The organism is Paraburkholderia sp. HD33-4, from assembly GCF_021390635.1.
In the GTDB taxonomy this organism is placed as follows: domain Bacteria; phylum Pseudomonadota; class Gammaproteobacteria; order Burkholderiales; family Burkholderiaceae; genus Paraburkholderia.
This window is the reverse complement of the sequence record NZ_JAJEJS010000001.1, coordinates 2,896,102-2,913,485: the sequence shown is the minus strand read 5'-3', so window position 1 is coordinate 2,913,485 and position 17,384 is coordinate 2,896,102. Positions and strand designations below refer to the sequence as shown.

The window sequence follows — 17,384 nt, the reverse complement described above, 5'->3', positions numbered from 1 at the left end:
CTGGCGGCATCCGGCGTTCAAGACCCGATGTCGCCACTCTTAATTCATCCATTGAAAGGAAATCACTTATGGACCTGAATCTGACAGGCAAACTCGCACTGGTGAGTGGCAGCACGGCCGGCATCGGTCACGCTATCGCCAGCACGTTGGCGCGGGAGGGCGCTCGTGTGATCGTGAACGGCCGCTCCCAGTCATCTGTGGATGACGTGGTCGCGCAGCTGAAAGCGGAGACGGGCGGCGACGTGCAGGGATTTGCAGGCGATCTCAGTACGGCCGCTTCAGCGGAAGAGCTGGCGCGACGCTATCCGGACGTGGAAATTCTGGTCAACAACCTGGGCATCTTCGAGCCCAAGCCGTTCGAAGAGATCCCCGACGCGGACTGGCAGCGATTCTTCGACGTCAATGTGTTGAGTGGGGTACGCCTCGCTCGCCTGTTTTTGCCCGCGATGAGGCGGGCCAACTGGGGGCGCATCATTTTCATTTCGAGCGAGAGCGGGGTGCAGATTCCGGCTGAAATGATCCACTACGGAGTGACGAAAACCGCGCAGCTGGCGGTCTCGCGCGGGCTCGCCGAAGCCGTTGCCGGCACAGGCATCACGGTCAATAGCGTGCTGCCGGGGCCGACGAAATCGCGGGGCGTGGGCGAATTCGTCGAGACCCTTGCAAAGGCCGACGGCAAATCGTTCGAAGCGTTTGAAAAAGAGTTTTTCGAGAAGGTCCGTCCCACATCGCTGATCAAGCGATTTGGTTCGCCGCAGGAAGTCGCGTCGCTCGTGGCCTATCTCGCCAGTCCGCTTTCGTCGGCCACGACGGGAGCTGCGTTGCGGGCCGACGGGGGGGTGATAAAGAGCGCCTTCTAGATCTCACGCCGGGGCGGTGCGGACGAAGCACCGAGATTGCGGTCGACGTGAAATGCCGGGCCGATGCGTCCGGCCTGACCCAACTCAGTGCAAAAGACAAGGGCGGCTCGCGATGAGCCGCCCTTTTTTCGTGCGTTGCCGGGTCGGCCGATCGGTTCGCGAAACGCTCAGTTGGCCGCCATCAGTTCATCGCGCACCTCGGCGCCGATCTCGAACGAGCGCAGCCGCGCTTCGTGATCGTAAATCTGTGCGGTCAGCATCAACTCGTTCGCACCGGTCTGCTCGATGATCGATTGCAGACCTTCGCGGATCGCGTCGCGATCGCCGATCACGGTGCACGCGAGTGCGCGAGCGACGTTGTTCAACTCCATCTCCGATGCGTCGAGCCGCTCGACCGGCGGCTGCAATTGCCCCGGCGTGCCGCGCCGCAGATTGATGAACTGTTGCTGCAGCGACGTGAACAGCCGCGCGGCTTCGTCGTTAGTGTCGGCGGCGAACAGATTGACGCCGACCATCGCGTAGGGCTTCGCCAGCGTCGCGGACGGTCGGAACTGCGAGCGATACACCTGCAGCGCGGTCATCATGTAATCGGGCGCGAAGTGCGACGCGAACGCGAACGGCAGCCCGAGCGCTGCAGCCAGTTGCGCGCTGTACAGCGACGAGCCGAGCAGCCACAGCGGCACATTGAGGCCCGCGCCCGGCACCGCGCGAATGCGCTGGCCCGCGACCGGTTCGGCGAAATACCGTTGCAATTCGACGACGTCGTCGGGGAAGGTCTCGGCGCTCGCCTGCAGATCGCGGCGCAGCGCGCGGGAAGTGGTCTGATCGGTGCCGGGCGCGCGGCCGAGGCCGAGATCGATCCGCCCCGGATACAGCGACGCGAGCGTGCCGAACTGTTCGGCGATCACGAGCGGCGCATGGTTCGGCAGCATGATGCCGCCGGAGCCGACGCGAATCGTGTTCGTGCCGCCGGCCACGTAGCCGATCACGACCGAGGTCGCCGCGCTCGCGATGCCGGTCATGTTGTGATGCTCGGCGAGCCAGTAGCGCTTGTAGTCGAGCTTTTCCGCGTGCTGCGCGAGTGACAGTGTGTTCCTGAACGCGTCCGCAGGCGTGGCTCCCGCGGTGACTGGCGAGAGATCGAGAACCGAGAAGGGGATCATTGTCTGTTGATAGCGATGAGCGGCGCTTTCGCGCGATGGGGCATTGTGGCAAAGCGGCGGCATTTCTGCTGGCGGCGCGGCGATGCCCATATCGGCCGAAGGGTCGGAAAGATTCGGTAAGGATCGACGCGTGGCGCGGAAATTGCGCCTGGGTAGCGTGTTCGAGCGGCGGGTGCGTCGCATTCGCAGTGCGCCCGAATAAGTAATCCAGCGAGTGACCGTGCGCTGATCGGAATTCGAGTGTACGGTTAAGTATCGACGCGGCAACGCGACCCGTTGCCGGAAATCTGGAATGTAGCGAAGGAGTTCCTGATCCCATGAATGTCGTCAAAGAGTTTCGTACCCGGTCATACCAAGACGTGTGCCACGCCTTGCTCGACCGTGAGGAGATCGCGCTCGTCGACGTGCGTGAGGAAGATCCGCACGCGCGCAGTCATCCGTTGTTCGCCGCCAATCTGCCGCTGTCGCGGCTCGAACTCGACGCGCCGCTGCGGCTGCCGCGCCCCGCGCTACCGATCGTCGTGTTCGATGCCGGCGAGGGCCTCGCGAGGCGCGCGGCCCAGCGTCTCGATGAGCTCGGCTATACCAACGTCGCATTGCTCGAAGGCGGCCTGCAAGGCTGGCGCGAAGCGGGCGGCGAGTTGTTCAGGGACGTCAACGTGCCGAGCAAGGCGTTCGGTGAACTGGTCGAAAGCGTGCGTCATACGCCGTCGCTGTCCGCGCAGCAGGTGCAGGCGCTGCTCGATCGCGAGGCCGATGTCGTCGTGCTCGACGCGCGCCGCTTCGACGAGTTTCAGACCATGAACATCCCCGGCAGCATCAGCGTGCCGGGTGCGGAGCTGGTGCTGCGCGCGCGGCAGCTCGCGCCGGATCCGGCCACGCGCATCATCGTCAATTGCGCGGGGCGCACCCGCAGCATCATCGGCGCTCAGTCGCTGATCAACGCGGGGCTGCCGAATCCAGTCGCGGCGCTGCGCAACGGTACGATTGGCTGGACGCTCGCCGGTCAGCCGCTCGCGCATGGCAGCGCGCGGCGCGTCGAAGGCGTGGTCGACGACGCTTCCCGTCTCGCCGCGGCCGAAGGCGCGCGCGCGGTCGCCGATCGGGCGCGCGTGCGCCGCACCTCGCGCGACGAAGCGCGTCGCTGGGCCGACGAAGCGGTGCGCACCGTGTATCGCTTCGACGTGCGTACGCCCGAGGAGTACGAGGCGGGTCACGTGCCCGGTTTTCGCAGCGCGCCGGGCGGCCAGCTGGTGCAGGAAACCGACCTGTTCGTGACGGTGCGCGGCGCGCGCGTGATCCTCGCGGACAACGACGGCGTGCGCGCGAACATGACCGCGTCGTGGCTCGCGCAGATGAACGTCGAGGCATACGTGGTCGATGGCCTGACGTCGGCCGATTTCGCCGAGAAGGGCATGGCGCCGCCCGCGCGTTACGCGGTCACGCCGCCCGACGTCGACGACATCGCGCCGGCCGAGCTCGCCGCGCTGCTGCAGTCGCCGGGTACCGTGGTGCTCGATTTCACGAGCAGCGCGGACTATCTGACGCGGCATATTCCGGGCGCGTGGTTCGTGATCCGCAGCCAGCTCGCCGATGCGCTGCGCACGCTGCCCGACGCGAAGCGCTATGTGCTCACGTGCGGCAGCGACGTGATCGCGCGCTTCGTCGCGCCGGAACTCGCCGCGGCGACCCGGCGGCCGGTGCAGGTGCTGCGCGGCGGCACGATCGCGTGGATCGACGCGGGCCTGCCCGTGGAGTCGGGCGGCACGCGAATGGCGTCGCCACGCATCGATCGTTATCAGCGGCCGTATGAGGGCACGGAGAACGCGCGCGAAGCGATGAGCGCGTATCTGGAATGGGAGCATGGGCTCGTCGCGCAACTCGCGCGCGACGGCACGCACGGCTTTCGCGTGATTTGACCAGGCGGCGGTCCGGCGGTCCGGCGCCCCTGTTGCTCCGCGCAGAATCTTCTGCCGATTCGGTGTAAACGCGCTCTCGTCGAATGCGTCCAATGCGTTTAAATTAGCGGGATCAGGAAGGCTTATCGAGGGACCAGGGCGGCCATAAAAGGCAGCGGTTTGTCATTCGGCGATGGCGCAAGGTGAGCAGCCAAGGTTGCTCATCGCTTCGTTTGGAACAGACCGCTGCGCGTCGTCCACGGTGCTTCGCGCAAGGCGGCCAATGTGGGCCGCCGTCACTTCCGGTTGATCATATCGACCGACATGGCGACGCTGTGAACAGCGTCGCCTTTTTGCTTCTGGCGTGCCCACCACTTCGGTTGATCCCCAGTCGATCTTTTAGCGCTGCGCGCAACACGTTACGTGCGTAGCCGCACTCGTCGTGTCTGCGTGACTCGCGGTTTTCCGCGGGCGCGGTTATCCTTGTAGTACACACTACAGACCGGCCATGCGCGGCGAAGGCAGATCCCGCGCATCCGGACAGGAATCGAAGTGAGCCTCAAACCGCTGGGCGTCACGCTGCTGATGGCGTGCTTTGCGCTGACCGGCTGCGACCAACAGCAGAGCGATCAAGCCGTGCAAAAACTCAAGGACTTTTTCAACGCCGTCAAACCGGACGCGTTGCTGCTCAAGGACATGACGCCCGGCGTCACGACCGAAGCGCAAATCCTCGCGCAAATGGGAAAGCCCGAAACCGCGCGCACCTTCACCGACGGCTCGAAGCGCTTCGAATATCCGCGCGGCCCGCAGGGCCTCAACACCTACATGGTCGACGTCGATCGCGACGGCAAGCTGCAGGCGATCACGCAAGTGCTGACCGCGGCCAACTTCGCGAAGATCCGCTCCGGCATGACCGAGGACGAGGTGCGCCGCTTGCTCGGCAAACCTGGACAGGTCGCGGTGTTTCCGCTGAAGCCGGAAACCGTGTGGAGCTGGAAATGGCGCGAGGGCGGAGTGACCGAAGAGGGCATCTTCAACGTTCACTTCGACCAGAGCCAGAGGGTGTACACCACGTCGCGCTCGGACGTGATTCGCGGGCGATAGGCGGGGGGAAGTGTCGTTCAGAAGGTGGCCGCATGAGCGGTCCGAAAGAGCGGGGTAGGTATGATACGTCGACGTCGATACAGCCGGATCGGGCTGGTGTTGGGGGGCGGCGCCGCGCGCGGCTGGGCGCATATCGGCGCGATTCGCGCGCTGCAGGACGCGGGCATCAAGCCCGACGTCGTGTGCGGCACGTCGATCGGCGCGCTGGTCGGCGCGGTCTATGCGAACGGCGATCTCGACTGGCTCGAGGAGTGGGTGTCGCGTCTCACGTGGCAGACCGTGGTAAGGCTGCTAGACCTGCGTATCTCGGGCGGCCTGCTCGGCGGGCGCAAGGTGATCCAGCTATTCGCCGACAAATTCGGCGGACGCTCGATCGCGCAACTGGACATCCCGTTCGCGGCGGTCGCGACCGAGCTCGATACGGGCCGCGAAATCTGGCTGCAGGACGGCAGCACGATCGACTCGGTGCGCGCGTCGATTGCGATTCCGGGCATCTTCACGCCGGTGTGGCACAACGGCGCGTGGCTCGTCGACGGCGGCCTGAGCAACCCGGTGCCGGTGTCGGTCGCGCGCGGCATGCGCGCGGACTGCGTGATCGCGATCGATCTGAACAACGACATCCTGAACGGCCGCGACTTCGGCGGCCCGGTCATCGAAACGCCCGCGCTCGATCCGACCGCGCCGCCGCCCGTCGCGCTGCGCCGCAACGGCAAGCCATGGCCGCGCTGGCTCGCGCCAGCCGAAGCGAGCGCCACCGACGACGTGCGCGTGCCGCCGAAGCCGAGCGCGCAAGTGCCATCGATGCTGAGTTCGATCGCGCAAAGCATCGACATCATGCAGGTGCGCATCTCGCGCAGCCGGCTCGCGGGCGAACCGGCCGATATCCTGATCCAGCCGCGCCTGGGCGGCATGGGCATCTTCGATTTTCATCGCGCGGCGCCGGCCATCGAGGAAGGGCGCGCGGCGGTCGAGCACATGCTGCCGGCGATCCGCGCGCGGCTCACCGTCGAATGAGCGCGGCCTATCGAAAAAGCGACCCGAAACTTGCGAAATCGCAGCACGGCCACGCGCGCATCGCTCGCCTGACAAAACGTTAACTCTTGTTAAACCAAGCGCTACGAGCCGTTATCCGCTCGTCGGGTTGCAATGTTGCGCCGCAGCAAACCACCCACCTAGTATTTGAGATATTGATTTCCGCTTGCGAGACTCCGCGCCATGCCGGAGCAGCGAGCAGCCCACGAAGCCGCCGCCATCCGCGCCAATTCAACAAAACCTGGATGGAGACACGCGTGTTCCTATACGGCTTTGGTCCCGTGCTGCTCGCCGGCACGATTCAGACGATCGAACTGTCCGTTCTGTCGCTGGCGGCCGCTGTGTTGCTCGGCCTCGCGGGCGCGGCGGCGAAACTCTCGTTCAACCGGCCCTTGCGGGCCATCGCAACCGGCTATACGACGCTGATCCGCTCGGTGCCCGACCTCGTGCTGATGCTGCTGCTGTTCTACAGCATCCAGATGGCGGTCAACGACGTCACCGACGCGCTCGATCTGCCGCAGTTCGACATCGATCCGTTCGTGGCCGGCGTGCTGACGCTCGGCTTCATCTACGGCGCGTACTTCACCGAGACGTTTCGCGGCGCGTTTCTCGCGGTGCCGCGCGGCCAGCTCGAAGCGGGCAGCGCGTACGGCATGAGCGGCGTGCGCGTATTCACCCGCATCCTGTTTCCGCAGATGATGCGCTTCGCGCTGCCCGGCATCGGCAACAACTGGCAGGTGCTCGTGAAGGCCACCGCGCTGGTTTCGATCATCGGTCTCGCCGACGTCGTCAAGGCGGCGCAGGACGCGGGCAAGAGCACCTTCAACATGTTCTTTTTCATCCTCGTCGCGGCGCTGATCTATCTGGCGATCACCACCGTCTCGAACGTCGCGCTGATCTGGCTGAACCGCCGCTATTCGATCGGCGTGCGACACGCGGAGCTTTGAACGCCATGATCGACATCCTCAATCAATTCTGGAAGGCGTACCTGTTCTGGGACGGGCAGCGCCTGTCGGGGCTCGCGGTCACGCTGTGGCTGCTGGTCGCGTCGATCGCGATCGGCTTCGTGTGCTCGATACCGCTCGCGGTCGCGCGCGTGTCGAAGAAGCGCTGGCTGTCGACGCCCGTACGTCTGTACACCTACGTATTTCGCGGCACGCCGCTGTATGTCCAGCTGCTGCTGATCTACACCGGCGTGTACAGTCTCGCGTTCGTGCGCGCGCACAGTCTGCTCGACGCGTTCTTTCGCAGCGGCTTTCACTGCGCGATCCTCGCGTTCGCCTTGAATACCTGCGCGTACACGACCGAGATTTTCGCGGGCGCGATCCGCTCGACCTCGCACGGCGAAGTCGAGGCGGCGCGCGCCTACGGTATGAGCTGGTTCACGATGTACCGGCGCATTGTGATACCGTCCGCGCTGCGCCGCGCGTTGCCGTTGTACAGTAACGAAGTGATCCTGATGCTGCATGCGACCACGGTCGCGTTCACGGCCACGGTGCCCGACATCCTGAAGGTCGCGCGCGATGCGAACTCGGCGACTTACCAGTCGTTCAACGCATTCGGGCTCGCGGCGCTGATTTATCTCGTGGTGTCGTTCGCGCTGGTTGCGCTGTTCCGGCGCGCCGAGCGCCGCTGGCTAGCGTATCTCGCGGTGCGCACGCACTGAGCGCGCGTCGACGATAAAGCATCGGGCGCCGCGCGCTTTCAGCAAGGCGGCGTTCGCACCAGACTGATCCGTTTTTTTCACTGGGAGAGCATCTTGCTCCATACCACTCAGACCGAAGCTTGCAAGCTCGCCGTACAGGACATCCACAAGCGTTACGGCGACAACGAAGTGCTCAAGGGCGTGTCGCTCAACGCGAACAAGGGCGACGTGATCAGCATCATCGGCGCGAGCGGCTCGGGCAAGAGCACCTTCCTGCGCTGCATCAATTTTCTCGAGCGGCCGAACGCGGGGCAGATCGTCGTCGATGGCGAGGCGGTGAAGACCAAGACCGATCGCGCCGGCAACCTCGAAGTCGCCGATCACAAGCAACTGCAGCGCATCCGCACGAAGCTCGCGATGGTGTTCCAGCACTTCAACCTGTGGGCGCACATGAACGTGCTCGAGAACGTGATCGAAGCGCCGATCCATGTGCTCGGCCTGAAGCGCAAGGAAGCCGAAGACCGTGCGCGCGAATACCTGGAGAAGGTCGGGCTCGCGCCGCGTCTGGAGAAGCAGTACCCGTCGCATCTGTCGGGCGGCCAGCAGCAGCGCGTCGCGATTGCTCGCGCACTCGCGATGGACCCGGACGTGATGCTGTTCGACGAACCGACCTCCGCGCTCGACCCCGAACTCGTCGGCGAAGTGCTGAAGGTGATGCAGAAGCTCGCCGAGGAAGGCCGCACCATGATCGTCGTCACGCACGAAATGGGCTTCGCGCGCAATGTGTCGAACCATGTGATGTTCCTGCATCAGGGCCGCACCGAGGAAGAGGGCAATCCCGCCGAGGTGCTCACCGCGCCGCGCAGCGAGCGCCTGAAGCAGTTTCTCTCCGGCAGCCTGAAGTAACGCGCGGCCCGCTTTTCACGGACACCCGATGGCCCGCACGTCCAGCCCGGCTCGCACGACGCAGGTCTCGATCGTCGCTCTGCCGCCCGTGTCGATGTCGGGCGTCGGGCCGATCGTCGACGCGCTCAATCTCGCCAATGAAATCGACGGCCGCGCGCTGTATCGCGTGCAAGTCTGCTCGTGGGACGGCCGCGCGGTGCCGCTCGCGGGCGGCGCGCAATGGCCGGCCGATGCCGCGTTCGGCGACGCGATCGCGTGCGACTGGCTGATCATCGTCAGCGAGCGGTTCCAGCAGTTCGCCGACTATCGTCTCTTTCTCGCGAGCCTCGCGCGCGTCGGTCAGCGCACGCCGCTCGTCACCGGCATTCACCACGGCGTGTGGTGGCTCGCGATGGCGGGCCAGCTGTCCGGCTATCGCGTCAGCGTGAACTGGGAAACCTATCAGCAGTTCTCCGAACAGTTCGAACGCTCGATCGTCACGCAGCAGATCTTCGAAATCGATCGCGATCGCGCGACCTGCGCGGGCGGTCAGGCGACCGTCGACTTCATGCTCGCGATGATCGGCCGCGAACACGGGCCCGAACTCGCGGAGCGCATCGCCGATACGCTCGGTGTCGGGGTGCTGCGCGCGGGCGAGGAGCGTCAGCGCATTCCGTTCGTGACCGCGCCGGGCGAGCGTCATCCGCGCCTGAACGACGCGCTGCTGCTGATGGAAGCCAATATCGAGGACCCGCTGACGACCGACGAAATCGCCGGCCTCGTCGGCGTCTCGCGGCGGCAGCTGGAGCGGCTGTTTCGCCAGTATCTCGGCTCGATGCCGTCCAAGTACTACCTGGGGCTGCGGCTGTCGAAGGCGCGCACGCAATTGCAGCGCACCAGCAAGTCGGTCGTGCAGATCAGCCTCGCGTGCGGTTTTTCATCGGCGGCGCATTTTTCGAATGCGTATCGCGAGCGCTTCGGCGTCACGCCGCGCGAGGATCGCCGCAACTGGATCGACCGGCAGACCGGCGCGCACGGCGGCGCAAGCGAGCCGCGACCGGCCGCGCTGATCGAGCCGCCCGAGATCGATTGACGCAAGGCGGCGCGCCCGGCAGGCATGGCTCGTGCGCGAGCTGGAAGCCGTCTGAAAGCGAAGCCGGCGCAGGCCCGCTGGCGGGCTCGACAGCTGCGCCGCTAAGGCGCGAGACCCGCGCGCGACACGCCCGACGAGCCCAGACGAGCCCCGACGAGCCCCGACACAATCCCGACACGAACCGCTCACAGAGTGCGAACGAAACGCCTGCCCGAAAAGTACCCGCGGCGGCGCCGCGACGCGCGGAACCTCATAGAAAGCGTCGCGTATGCGCAAGACGTGCCGCGCGCGGTTTCCTACACTAGCTGTATTACCTGTCACCCGTAAAAGGATTTGCCATGAACGACCTGACTGTGACACGCCAGACCTTCGACGAAGTCATGGTGCCGGTGTTTTCCCCCGCCGCCTTCGTACCGGATCGCGGTCTCGGCTCGCGCGTGTGGGACACGCAAGGCCGCGACTATATCGACTTCGCCGGCGGCATCGCCGTCACCGCGCTCGGTCATGCGCATCCCGAGCTGCTGAAGGTGCTGCACGAGCAGGGCAGCAAGCTGTGGCACATCGGCAATGGCTACACCAACGAGCCGGTGCTGCGCCTCGCGAAGCGCCTCGAAAGCCTCACGTTCGCCGACCGCGCGTTCTTCGCGAACTCGGGCGCCGAAGCGAACGAGGCCGCGCTGAAGCTCGCGCGCCGCGTCGCGTTCGACCGTCACGGCGCGCAGAAGGACGAAATCATTTCGTTTACGCAGTCGTTCCACGGCCGCACGCTGTTCACCGTCAGCGTCGGTGGCCAGCCGAAGTACTCGGAAGGCTTCGGCCCGGTGCCGGCCGGCATCACGCATCTGCCGTACAACGACATTGAAGCGGCGAAGAAGGCGATCGGCGCGCAGACCTGCGCGGTGATCGTCGAGCCGATCCAGGGCGAGGGCGGTGTGATTCCGGCCGATCCGGCGTTCCTGAAAGCGCTGCGCGAAGCGTGCGACCAGCACAACGCGCTGCTGATTTTCGACGAAGTGCAAACCGGCGTGGGCCGCAGCGGCTACTTCTACGCGTACCAGGACACCGGCGTGACGCCGGACATCCTGACCACCGCGAAGGCGCTCGGCAACGGCTTCCCGATCGGCGCGATGCTGACCACCAAAGAGCTCGCCGCGCACTTCAAGGTCGGCGTGCACGGCACGACGTACGGCGGCAATCCGCTCGGCTCGGCGATCGCGGAGAAGGTGGTCGAACTCGTCAGCGACCCGAAGGTGCTCGAAGGCGTGCGCTCGCGCAGCGAAGTTCTGAAGGGCCACCTCGCGAAACTGAACGAGCGCTTCGGCCTATTCACCGAAGTGCGCGGCAAGGGCCTGCTGATCGGCGCCGAACTGAATGAGCCGTTCCGGGGCCGCGCGAAGGACTTCGTCACCGCGGCCGGCCAGCATGGCGTGATCATGCTGATGGCGGGCCCCGACGTGCTGCGCTTCGTGCCCTCGCTGATCATGCCGCTCGACGACATGGCCGAAGGCTTCGCGCGTCTCGAGAAGGCGTTCGGCGAACTCGTCGGCGCGAGCGCGCAGGCGGCGTCGCATTGATGTTCAGGCAGTCCAGTCCTGCATGCCCACGCTGATGCAGCGGATCATGCGTCACATTCAACAGGAACGATGATGTACTTCGTACGTCCCGCCCGCCTTGCCGATCTCGATGCGCTCGAGCATATGGCGCGCACCGCGCAACCGGTGCTGCATTCCCTGCCGCACGACCGGCGCGCGCTCGAAGCGCGCGTCGCGTTGTCGGAAGACTCGTTTCGCGCGGAAGTCGACTTCCCGGGCGAGGAGTTCTATCTGTTCGTGCTCGAAGACTCGGAGACCGGCAAGCTGATGGGCACCGCGAGCATCGTCGCGGCGGCCGGTTACGCGGACCCGTTCTACGTGTTTCGCAACGACGCGCTGATTCATGCGTCGCGCGAGCTGCACGTGAATCGCAAGATTCACGCGCTGACGATGTCGCACGAGCTGACCGGCAAGAGCCGGCTCGCGGGCTACTACATCGACCCGTCGCTGCGCGGCGACGCGGCCGCGCAGTTGATGTCGCGAGCGCGGATGATGTACATCGCCGCGAATCGCAAGCGCTTCACGCCCGAGGTGTTCTCGCTGCTGCTCGGCGTGACCGACGAGAACGGCGTGTCGCCGTTCTGGGAAGCGGTGGGCCGCAAGTTCTTCGGCCGCAATTTCGCCGACATCGAAATCGAATCGGGCGGCCGCAGCCGCACGTTCATCGCCGAAGTGATGCCGACCTATCCCGTGTATGTGCCGCTGTTGCCCGAAGCGGCGCAGCGCGTGCTCGGCGAGCCGGATTCGAACGCGCTGCTCGCGTACGAGATTCATCTCGAGGAAGGCTTCGAGACCGATCGCTACGTCGACATCTTCGACGCGGGTCCGGTGCTGACCGCGCAGATGGATCGCAGCGTCAGCGTGAAGCACAACGAAACGCGCGTGGTGCGCGAGGCGCCGGCGCCGCGCGGCGAAACCTACCTGATTGCGCACAACGGCGCCGCTGGCGAGTTCCGTTGCGTGCTCGGCGATCTCGCGCGGGGCAAGGAGTCGGGCGCCGTGTTGTCGCAGGCGGCGCGCGCCGCGCTCGGCGTAGGGGAAGGCGATACGGTGCGCTGCGTGCCGCTGCATCAGCCGCAGGATGAACCATCGGGAGACGCGCAATGATCGTCGTTCGCGTAGTACAACGAGGCGATGTGGATGCGCTGATGCGGCTCGCGCAGGAAACCGGGCCGGGCCTGACCACCTTCAAGCCGGATCGCGACGCACTCGCGGCGCGGGTCGAACGCGCGCGCCGCACGATGGAAGATCAGGCCGAGCCGCACGAGGCCGGCTATTTCTTCGTGATGGAAGACACCGCGACCGGCGACGTGGCAGGTGTGTGCGGCATCGAAACGGCGGTGGGTCTGCAGCAGCCGTTCTACAACTATCGCGTGAGCACGGTCGTGCACGCGAGCCAGGATCTCGGCATCTGGACGCGCATGCACGCGCTGAACATCTCGCACGACCTCACCGGTTATGCGGAAGTGTGCTCGCTGTTCCTGAGCCCGCGTTATCGCACGAGCGGCGTCGGCGGCTTGCTGTCGCGCTCGCGCTTCATGTTTCTCGCGCAGTTTCGCGAGCGTTTTCCGCAGCGTCTGTGCGCGGAGTTGCGCGGCCATTTCGACGAGCAGGGCACGTCGCCGTTCTGGCGCGCGGTCGGCTCGCATTTTTACCAGATCGATTTCAACGCGGCCGACTATCTGAGCTCGCACGGCCGCAAGGCGTTTCTCGCCGAGTTGATGCCGCGCTATCCGGTGTACGTCGAACTGCTGCCGGAAGAGGCGCAGCGCTGCGTCGGCCTCACGCACAACGACACGATTCCGGCGCGCCGCATGCTCGAAGCGGAAGGGCTGCGCTACGAGAACCACGTCGATATTTTCGACGCGGGTCCGGTGCTCGAATGCCATATCGCCGATTTGCGCACGGTGCGCGAGAGCGTGCTGGTGACGGCCGAGATCCGCGAGGCATCGGAGCCGGCCGCGCAGGACGGACCGAAGTCGATGGTATCGAACACGTCGCTCGGCGATTTTCGCGTCGGCGTCGTGGCGGGGGTGCCGCACGAAGGCGTATTCCGCCTGAGCGCGGCCGAGGCCGCCGCGCTCGACGTGAAGGCAGGCGACCCGCTGCGGGTGCTGCCGGTGAAACACAAACAAGGATGATCATGAGCGAGCTTTTCATCGACGGCGAATGGGCCGCCGGCACAGGACCCGTATTCGCATCGCACAATCCCGGCACGGGCGCGGTGGTGTGGCAAGGCAACAGCGCGTCGGCGGACGACGTCGATCGCGCGGTACGCAGCGCGCGCCGCGCGTTCGCCGCATGGTCGGCGCTGACGCTCGACGAACGCTGCGCGGTGGTGCGCCGCTTCGCCGCGCTCGTGACCGAGCGCAAGGAAGCGCTCGCCGAAGCGATCGGCCGCGAGACCGGCAAGCCGCTGTGGGAAGCGCGCACCGAAGCGGCGTCGATGGCCGCGAAGGTCGAGATTTCGATCCAGTCGTACAACGAACGCACCGGCGAAAAGCGCTCGGCGATGGCCGACGGCACCGCGGTGCTGCGGCATCGTCCGCACGGCGTGGTTGCGGTGTTCGGGCCGTACAACTTCCCCGGCCATCTGCCGAACGGGCATATCGTGCCCGCGCTGATCGCCGGTAACGCGGTCGTGTTCAAGCCGTCCGAACTCGCGCCTGGCGTCGCGGCGCTGACCGTGCAAATCTGGCGCGATGCGGGGCTGCCCGCCGGCGTGCTGAACCTCGTGCAGGGCGAGAAGGATACCGGCGTCGCGCTCGCGAATCACCGGCAGATCGACGGCCTGTTCTTCACCGGTAGTTCGGACACCGGAACATTGCTGCACAAGCAGTTTGGCGGCCGGCCGGAGATCGTGCTCGCGCTCGAAATGGGCGGCAACAATCCGCTCGTGATCGGCCCGGTCGCGGACCTCGATGCCGCCGTGCATCACACGATTCAATCGGCGTTTCTGTCGGCCGGGCAGCGCTGCACGTGCGCGCGCCGCATCTTCGTGCCCGACGATGCGTTCGGCGAGCGTTTCCTCGCGCGCCTGACGGAAGTCACGAAGCGCATCGGCGTGGGCGAATATAACGCCGAGCCGCAGCCGTTCATGGGCGCCGTGGTGTCGGCGCGCGCGGCTTCGCGTCTGATGAGCGCGCAGGAAAGTCTGCTCGCGAGCGGCGCGAAGGCGCTTCTGAAGATGGAGCAGCGCGATCCGCAACTCGGCTTCGTCACGCCCGCGATTCTCGACGTGACCGATGTGAAGAATCTGCCCGACGAGGAACACTTCGGCCCGCTCGCGCAGATCATCCGCTACCGCAACTTCGACGACGCGCTCGAACAGGCGAACGACACAGAGTTCGGTCTGTCCGCGGGCCTGCTCGCCGACGACGAAGCGCTGTGGGCGCATTTCCAGCGCACGATTCGCGCGGGCATCGTCAACTGGAACCGGCCGACCAACGGCGCTTCGTCGGGTGCGCCGTTCGGCGGGCCGGGCCGCTCGGGCAATCATCGGCCGAGCGCGTTCTATGCGGCCGACTACTGCGCGTACCCGATGGCCTCCGTCGAGAGCGCGCAACTGAACATGCCCGCGAGCGTCTCGCCGGGCCTTCAATTCTAAGGATCGACGATGCTGCAAGCCACTGAAGCCAATTTCGACGGCCTGGTCGGCCCGACTCACAACTACGCGGGCTTGTCGTTCGGCAACGTCGCGTCGCAGAACAACGAGAAGTCGGTCGCGAACCCGAAGGCCGCCGCGCGCCAGGGTCTGCGCAAGATGAAGCAGTTGGCGGACCTCGGGTTTCATCAGGGCGTGCTGCCGCCGCAGGAGCGTCCGTCGATGCGGCTGTTGCGCGAGCTCGGCTTTTCCGGCGACGACGCGTCGGTGATCGCGCGTGTCGCGAAGGACGCGCCCGAGTTGCTCGCGGCGGCGAGTTCGGCCTCGGCGATGTGGACCGCGAATGCGGCGACGGTGAGTCCGTCCGCGGATACGCACGACGGCCGCGTGCATTTCACGCCGGCCAATCTGTGCAGCAAGCTGCATCGCGCGATCGAGCATCAATCGACGCGCCGCACGCTGCGCGCGATGTTCAGCGACACCGACCGCTTCGTCGTGCACGAGGCGTTGCCCGGCACGCCCGCGCTCGGCGACGAAGGTGCGGCGAATCACACGCGCTTTTGCGAGCAGTACCGGGCGCGCGGTGTCGAATTCTTCGTGTACGGCCGCAGTGAGTATCGTCGCGGGCCGGAGCCGAAGCGCTATCCGGCGCGCCAGACGTTCGAGGCGAGCCGCGCGGTTGCGCATCGTCACGGCTTGCAGGAAGCGGCGACCGTGTACGCGCAGCAGAACCCGGAAGTGATCGACGCGGGCGTGTTCCATAACGACGTGATCGCGGTCGGCAATCGCAATACGCTGTTCTGCCATCAGCTCGCGTTCGTCGAGCAGCACGCGGTGTACGACGAGCTGCGCTCGAAGCTGGCGAGCCTGCAAGCCGGCTTCAACGTGATCGAAGTGCCCGACGCGCAGGTCAGCGTCGCCGACGCGGTGACCTCGTATCTGTTCAACAGCCAGCTGCTGACCCGGCCCGATGGCAAGCAGGTGCTGGTCGTGCCGCAGGAGTGCCGCGAAAATCCGCGCGTGGCCGCGTATCTGGATGAGCTGACTTCGCACAGCGGTCCGATCGACGAAGTGCTGGTGTTCGATCTGCGCGAGAGCATGAAGAACGGTGGCGGCCCCGCATGTCTGCGTCTGCGCGTCGTACTCGACGACACCGAACGGGCCGCGGTCGCCCCTGGCGTGTGGATCGACGACACGCTGTTCGGCCGTCTCGATGCGTGGATCGAAAAGCACTATCGCGATCGTCTCGCGCCGGCTGATCTGACCGATCCGCAGTTGCTGGTCGAATCGCGCACCGCGCTCGATGAACTGACGCAAATCCTCGCTCTGGGCTCGCTGTATGACTTCCAGCGCTGAACACGCGATGCCGGCCCCGAGCGCGATGCTCGACGATTTTCTCGCGTGGACGCTCGCGGGTTCGCGGCCGAGCGCGCGGGAGGCGCAAGGGGTGTGCGCGAACGGCGTGCGCTGGACGTGGCAGGGCGACGGTGTGCTTGTCATCGAGCCAGTCATCGAGCCCGCGCAGCAGCATGCGGACCGACGCAGCGTGCTCGTCTCGGCCGGCGTGCATGGCGACGAAACCGCGCCGATCGAACTGCTGTCGCGCATCGTCGCCGATATCGCGCAAGGCCGTGCCGCGCTCACGTGCCGGCTGCTCGTAATTCTCGGCAACATCGACGCGATGCGCGACGGCGGCCGCTATCGCGACGACGATCTGAACCGGCTGTTCAGCGGCCGTCATCTGCAGTTGCCGCACAGTCATGAAGCGCCGCGCGCGGCGGCGCTCGAACAGGCGGCGACACGCTTTTTCGCGGCCGCGTCGGACGCCCCCGGCGCGCGCTGGCATATCGACATGCACACCGCGATTCGCGCGTCGGTATTCGAGCGCTTCGCGCTGCTGCCGCATACCGGCAAGCCGTTTTCGCGCGCGATGTTCGAGTGGCTCGGCGACGCTCGCATCAGCGCGGTGCTGTTGCACACGACCAAGGGCAACACCTATTCGCACTTCACCGCGCAAGCGTGTGGCGCCGATGCGGTCACGCTCGAACTCGGCAAGGTGCGGCCGTTCGGCGAGAACGACCTGACGCGCTTCGAGGGCGCGGATCTCGCGCTGCGCGCGCTGCTGGCCGGCTCGCGTGTGAGCTCGCCAGCCGACACGCGAGCCGACGCACAAGCCGCTCTGCCGCGAGTCTTCACCGTCGTCGATCAACTGACCAAGCAAAGCGACGCGTTCGAACTGCTGCTCGCCCCCGACGTGCCGAACTTCACGCCGCTCGCCAAGGGCAGCTTGCTCGCGCGCGACGGCGACTATCAGTACTCGGTGCAGCGCGACGAAGAGCGCATCGTGTTTCCGAACCCGAGCGTCAAGCCCGGCTTGCGCGCCGGACTGCTCGTCGTCGACACCACCGCCGAGACGCTGTCCAAACTTGTCTAGACAGGTTCCGTGTACAATCGCGCGCTTCGCGGCTGTCGCACCTACCGGTCACGCCGGCCGCGCGAGTCCGAGGC

The 17,384-nt window shown here is 66.0% G+C and carries 15 protein-coding genes; 14 read left to right on the top strand and 1 reads right to left on the bottom strand.

Annotated features, from left to right (window positions below; translation table 11 throughout):
- Positions 1–68 precede the first annotated feature (68 nt).
- Positions 69–860, top strand: coding sequence for an SDR family NAD(P)-dependent oxidoreductase (locus L0U84_RS12835; protein ID WP_233850327.1), 792 nt, complete (start codon positions 69–71; stop codon positions 858–860).
- Positions 861–1,027: 167 nt separating this feature from the next.
- Here the strand turns inward: L0U84_RS12835 and L0U84_RS12830 are convergent, their stop codons facing one another.
- Entirely contained in the window at positions 1,028–2,023 is a 996-nt protein-coding gene (locus tag L0U84_RS12830) for an LLM class flavin-dependent oxidoreductase (RefSeq protein WP_233850325.1), read from the bottom strand.
- A 317-nt stretch (positions 2,024–2,340) separates the two neighbouring features.
- Between L0U84_RS12830 and L0U84_RS12825 the strand changes: the two genes are divergently transcribed.
- The 13 genes from L0U84_RS12825 to astE all read left to right on the top strand — a co-directional run bounded on the left by L0U84_RS12825 (position 2,341) and on the right by astE (position 17,310).
- Entirely contained in the window at positions 2,341–3,942 is a 1,602-nt protein-coding gene (locus L0U84_RS12825) for a rhodanese-related sulfurtransferase (RefSeq protein ID WP_233850323.1), read from the top strand.
- 531 nt (positions 3,943–4,473) lie between these two features.
- On the top strand, positions 4,474–5,025 hold the full coding sequence (gene bamE, locus L0U84_RS12820) for an outer membrane protein assembly factor BamE domain-containing protein (protein ID WP_233850322.1): 552 nt from the start codon (positions 4,474–4,476) through the stop codon (positions 5,023–5,025).
- Between the two features lie 60 nt (positions 5,026–5,085).
- Positions 5,086–6,039: a patatin-like phospholipase family protein gene (locus tag L0U84_RS12815; RefSeq protein WP_233850321.1), complete on the top strand. Its 954-nt coding sequence runs from the start codon at positions 5,086–5,088 to the stop codon at positions 6,037–6,039.
- A gap of 275 nt (positions 6,040–6,314) precedes the next feature.
- Positions 6,315–7,004: an ABC transporter permease gene (locus L0U84_RS12810; RefSeq protein WP_233850320.1), complete on the top strand. Its 690-nt coding sequence runs from the start codon at positions 6,315–6,317 to the stop codon at positions 7,002–7,004.
- A gap of 5 nt (positions 7,005–7,009) precedes the next feature.
- Positions 7,010–7,723, top strand: coding sequence for an ABC transporter permease (locus L0U84_RS12805; RefSeq protein WP_233850319.1), 714 nt, complete (start codon positions 7,010–7,012; stop codon positions 7,721–7,723).
- A gap of 93 nt (positions 7,724–7,816) precedes the next feature.
- Positions 7,817–8,608 carry an ABC transporter ATP-binding protein gene (locus L0U84_RS12800; RefSeq protein WP_233850318.1) on the top strand — a complete coding sequence of 264 codons (792 nt, stop codon included), beginning with the start codon at positions 7,817–7,819 and terminating at the stop codon, positions 8,606–8,608.
- Positions 8,609–8,636: 28 nt separating this feature from the next.
- Entirely contained in the window at positions 8,637–9,680 is a 1,044-nt protein-coding gene (locus L0U84_RS12795) for a GlxA family transcriptional regulator (protein WP_233850317.1), read from the top strand.
- A gap of 338 nt (positions 9,681–10,018) precedes the next feature.
- Positions 10,019–11,254 carry an aspartate aminotransferase family protein gene (locus tag L0U84_RS12790; RefSeq protein WP_233850316.1) on the top strand — a complete coding sequence of 412 codons (1,236 nt, stop codon included), beginning with the start codon at positions 10,019–10,021 and terminating at the stop codon, positions 11,252–11,254.
- 72 nt (positions 11,255–11,326) lie between these two features.
- Complete coding sequence (gene aruF, locus L0U84_RS12785) at positions 11,327–12,379, top strand: arginine/ornithine succinyltransferase subunit alpha (RefSeq protein WP_233850315.1); 1,053 nt, start codon at positions 11,327–11,329, stop codon at positions 12,377–12,379.
- Positions 12,376–13,413, top strand: a complete 1,038-nt coding sequence (astA, locus tag L0U84_RS12780; protein WP_233850314.1) for an arginine N-succinyltransferase — start codon at positions 12,376–12,378, stop codon at positions 13,411–13,413. Before aruF ends, astA begins: the two co-directional genes overlap by 4 nt.
- Before the next feature lie 2 nt (positions 13,414–13,415).
- Entirely contained in the window at positions 13,416–14,879 is a 1,464-nt protein-coding gene (gene astD / locus L0U84_RS12775; protein WP_233850313.1) for a succinylglutamate-semialdehyde dehydrogenase, read from the top strand.
- A 12-nt stretch (positions 14,880–14,891) separates the two neighbouring features.
- The gene (astB, locus tag L0U84_RS12770) at positions 14,892–16,232 is read left to right on the top strand and encodes an N-succinylarginine dihydrolase (protein ID WP_233852013.1); all 1,341 of its coding nucleotides are present in this window, start codon (positions 14,892–14,894) and stop codon (positions 16,230–16,232) included.
- The gene (gene astE / locus L0U84_RS12765; protein WP_233850312.1) at positions 16,216–17,310 is read left to right on the top strand and encodes a succinylglutamate desuccinylase; all 1,095 of its coding nucleotides are present in this window, start codon (positions 16,216–16,218) and stop codon (positions 17,308–17,310) included. Before astB ends, astE begins: the two co-directional genes overlap by 17 nt.
- Positions 17,311–17,384: the final 74 nt, after the last annotated feature.

Bases quoted from the DNA above. Each gene is read 5' to 3' on its own strand.
- aruF (WP_233850315.1), top strand. From the start codon at position 11,327: ATGTACTTCGTACGTCCCGCCCGCCTTGCCGATCTCGATGCGCTCGAG.
- L0U84_RS12795 (WP_233850317.1), top strand. From the start codon at position 8,637: ATGGCCCGCACGTCCAGCCCGGCTCGCACGACGCAGGTCTCGATCGTC.
- L0U84_RS12790 (WP_233850316.1), top strand. From the start codon at position 10,019: ATGAACGACCTGACTGTGACACGCCAGACCTTCGACGAAGTCATGGTG.
- L0U84_RS12835 (WP_233850327.1), top strand. From the start codon at position 69: ATGGACCTGAATCTGACAGGCAAACTCGCACTGGTGAGTGGCAGCACG.
- astD (WP_233850313.1), top strand. From the start codon at position 13,416: ATGAGCGAGCTTTTCATCGACGGCGAATGGGCCGCCGGCACAGGACCC.
- L0U84_RS12825 (WP_233850323.1), top strand. From the start codon at position 2,341: ATGAATGTCGTCAAAGAGTTTCGTACCCGGTCATACCAAGACGTGTGC.
- L0U84_RS12830 (WP_233850325.1), bottom strand. From the start codon at position 2,023: ATGATCCCCTTCTCGGTTCTCGATCTCTCGCCAGTCACCGCGGGAGCC.
- L0U84_RS12815 (WP_233850321.1), top strand. From the start codon at position 5,086: ATGATACGTCGACGTCGATACAGCCGGATCGGGCTGGTGTTGGGGGGC.
- L0U84_RS12805 (WP_233850319.1), top strand. From the start codon at position 7,010: ATGATCGACATCCTCAATCAATTCTGGAAGGCGTACCTGTTCTGGGAC.
- astE (WP_233850312.1), top strand. From the start codon at position 16,216: ATGACTTCCAGCGCTGAACACGCGATGCCGGCCCCGAGCGCGATGCTC.
- astA (WP_233850314.1), top strand. From the start codon at position 12,376: ATGATCGTCGTTCGCGTAGTACAACGAGGCGATGTGGATGCGCTGATG.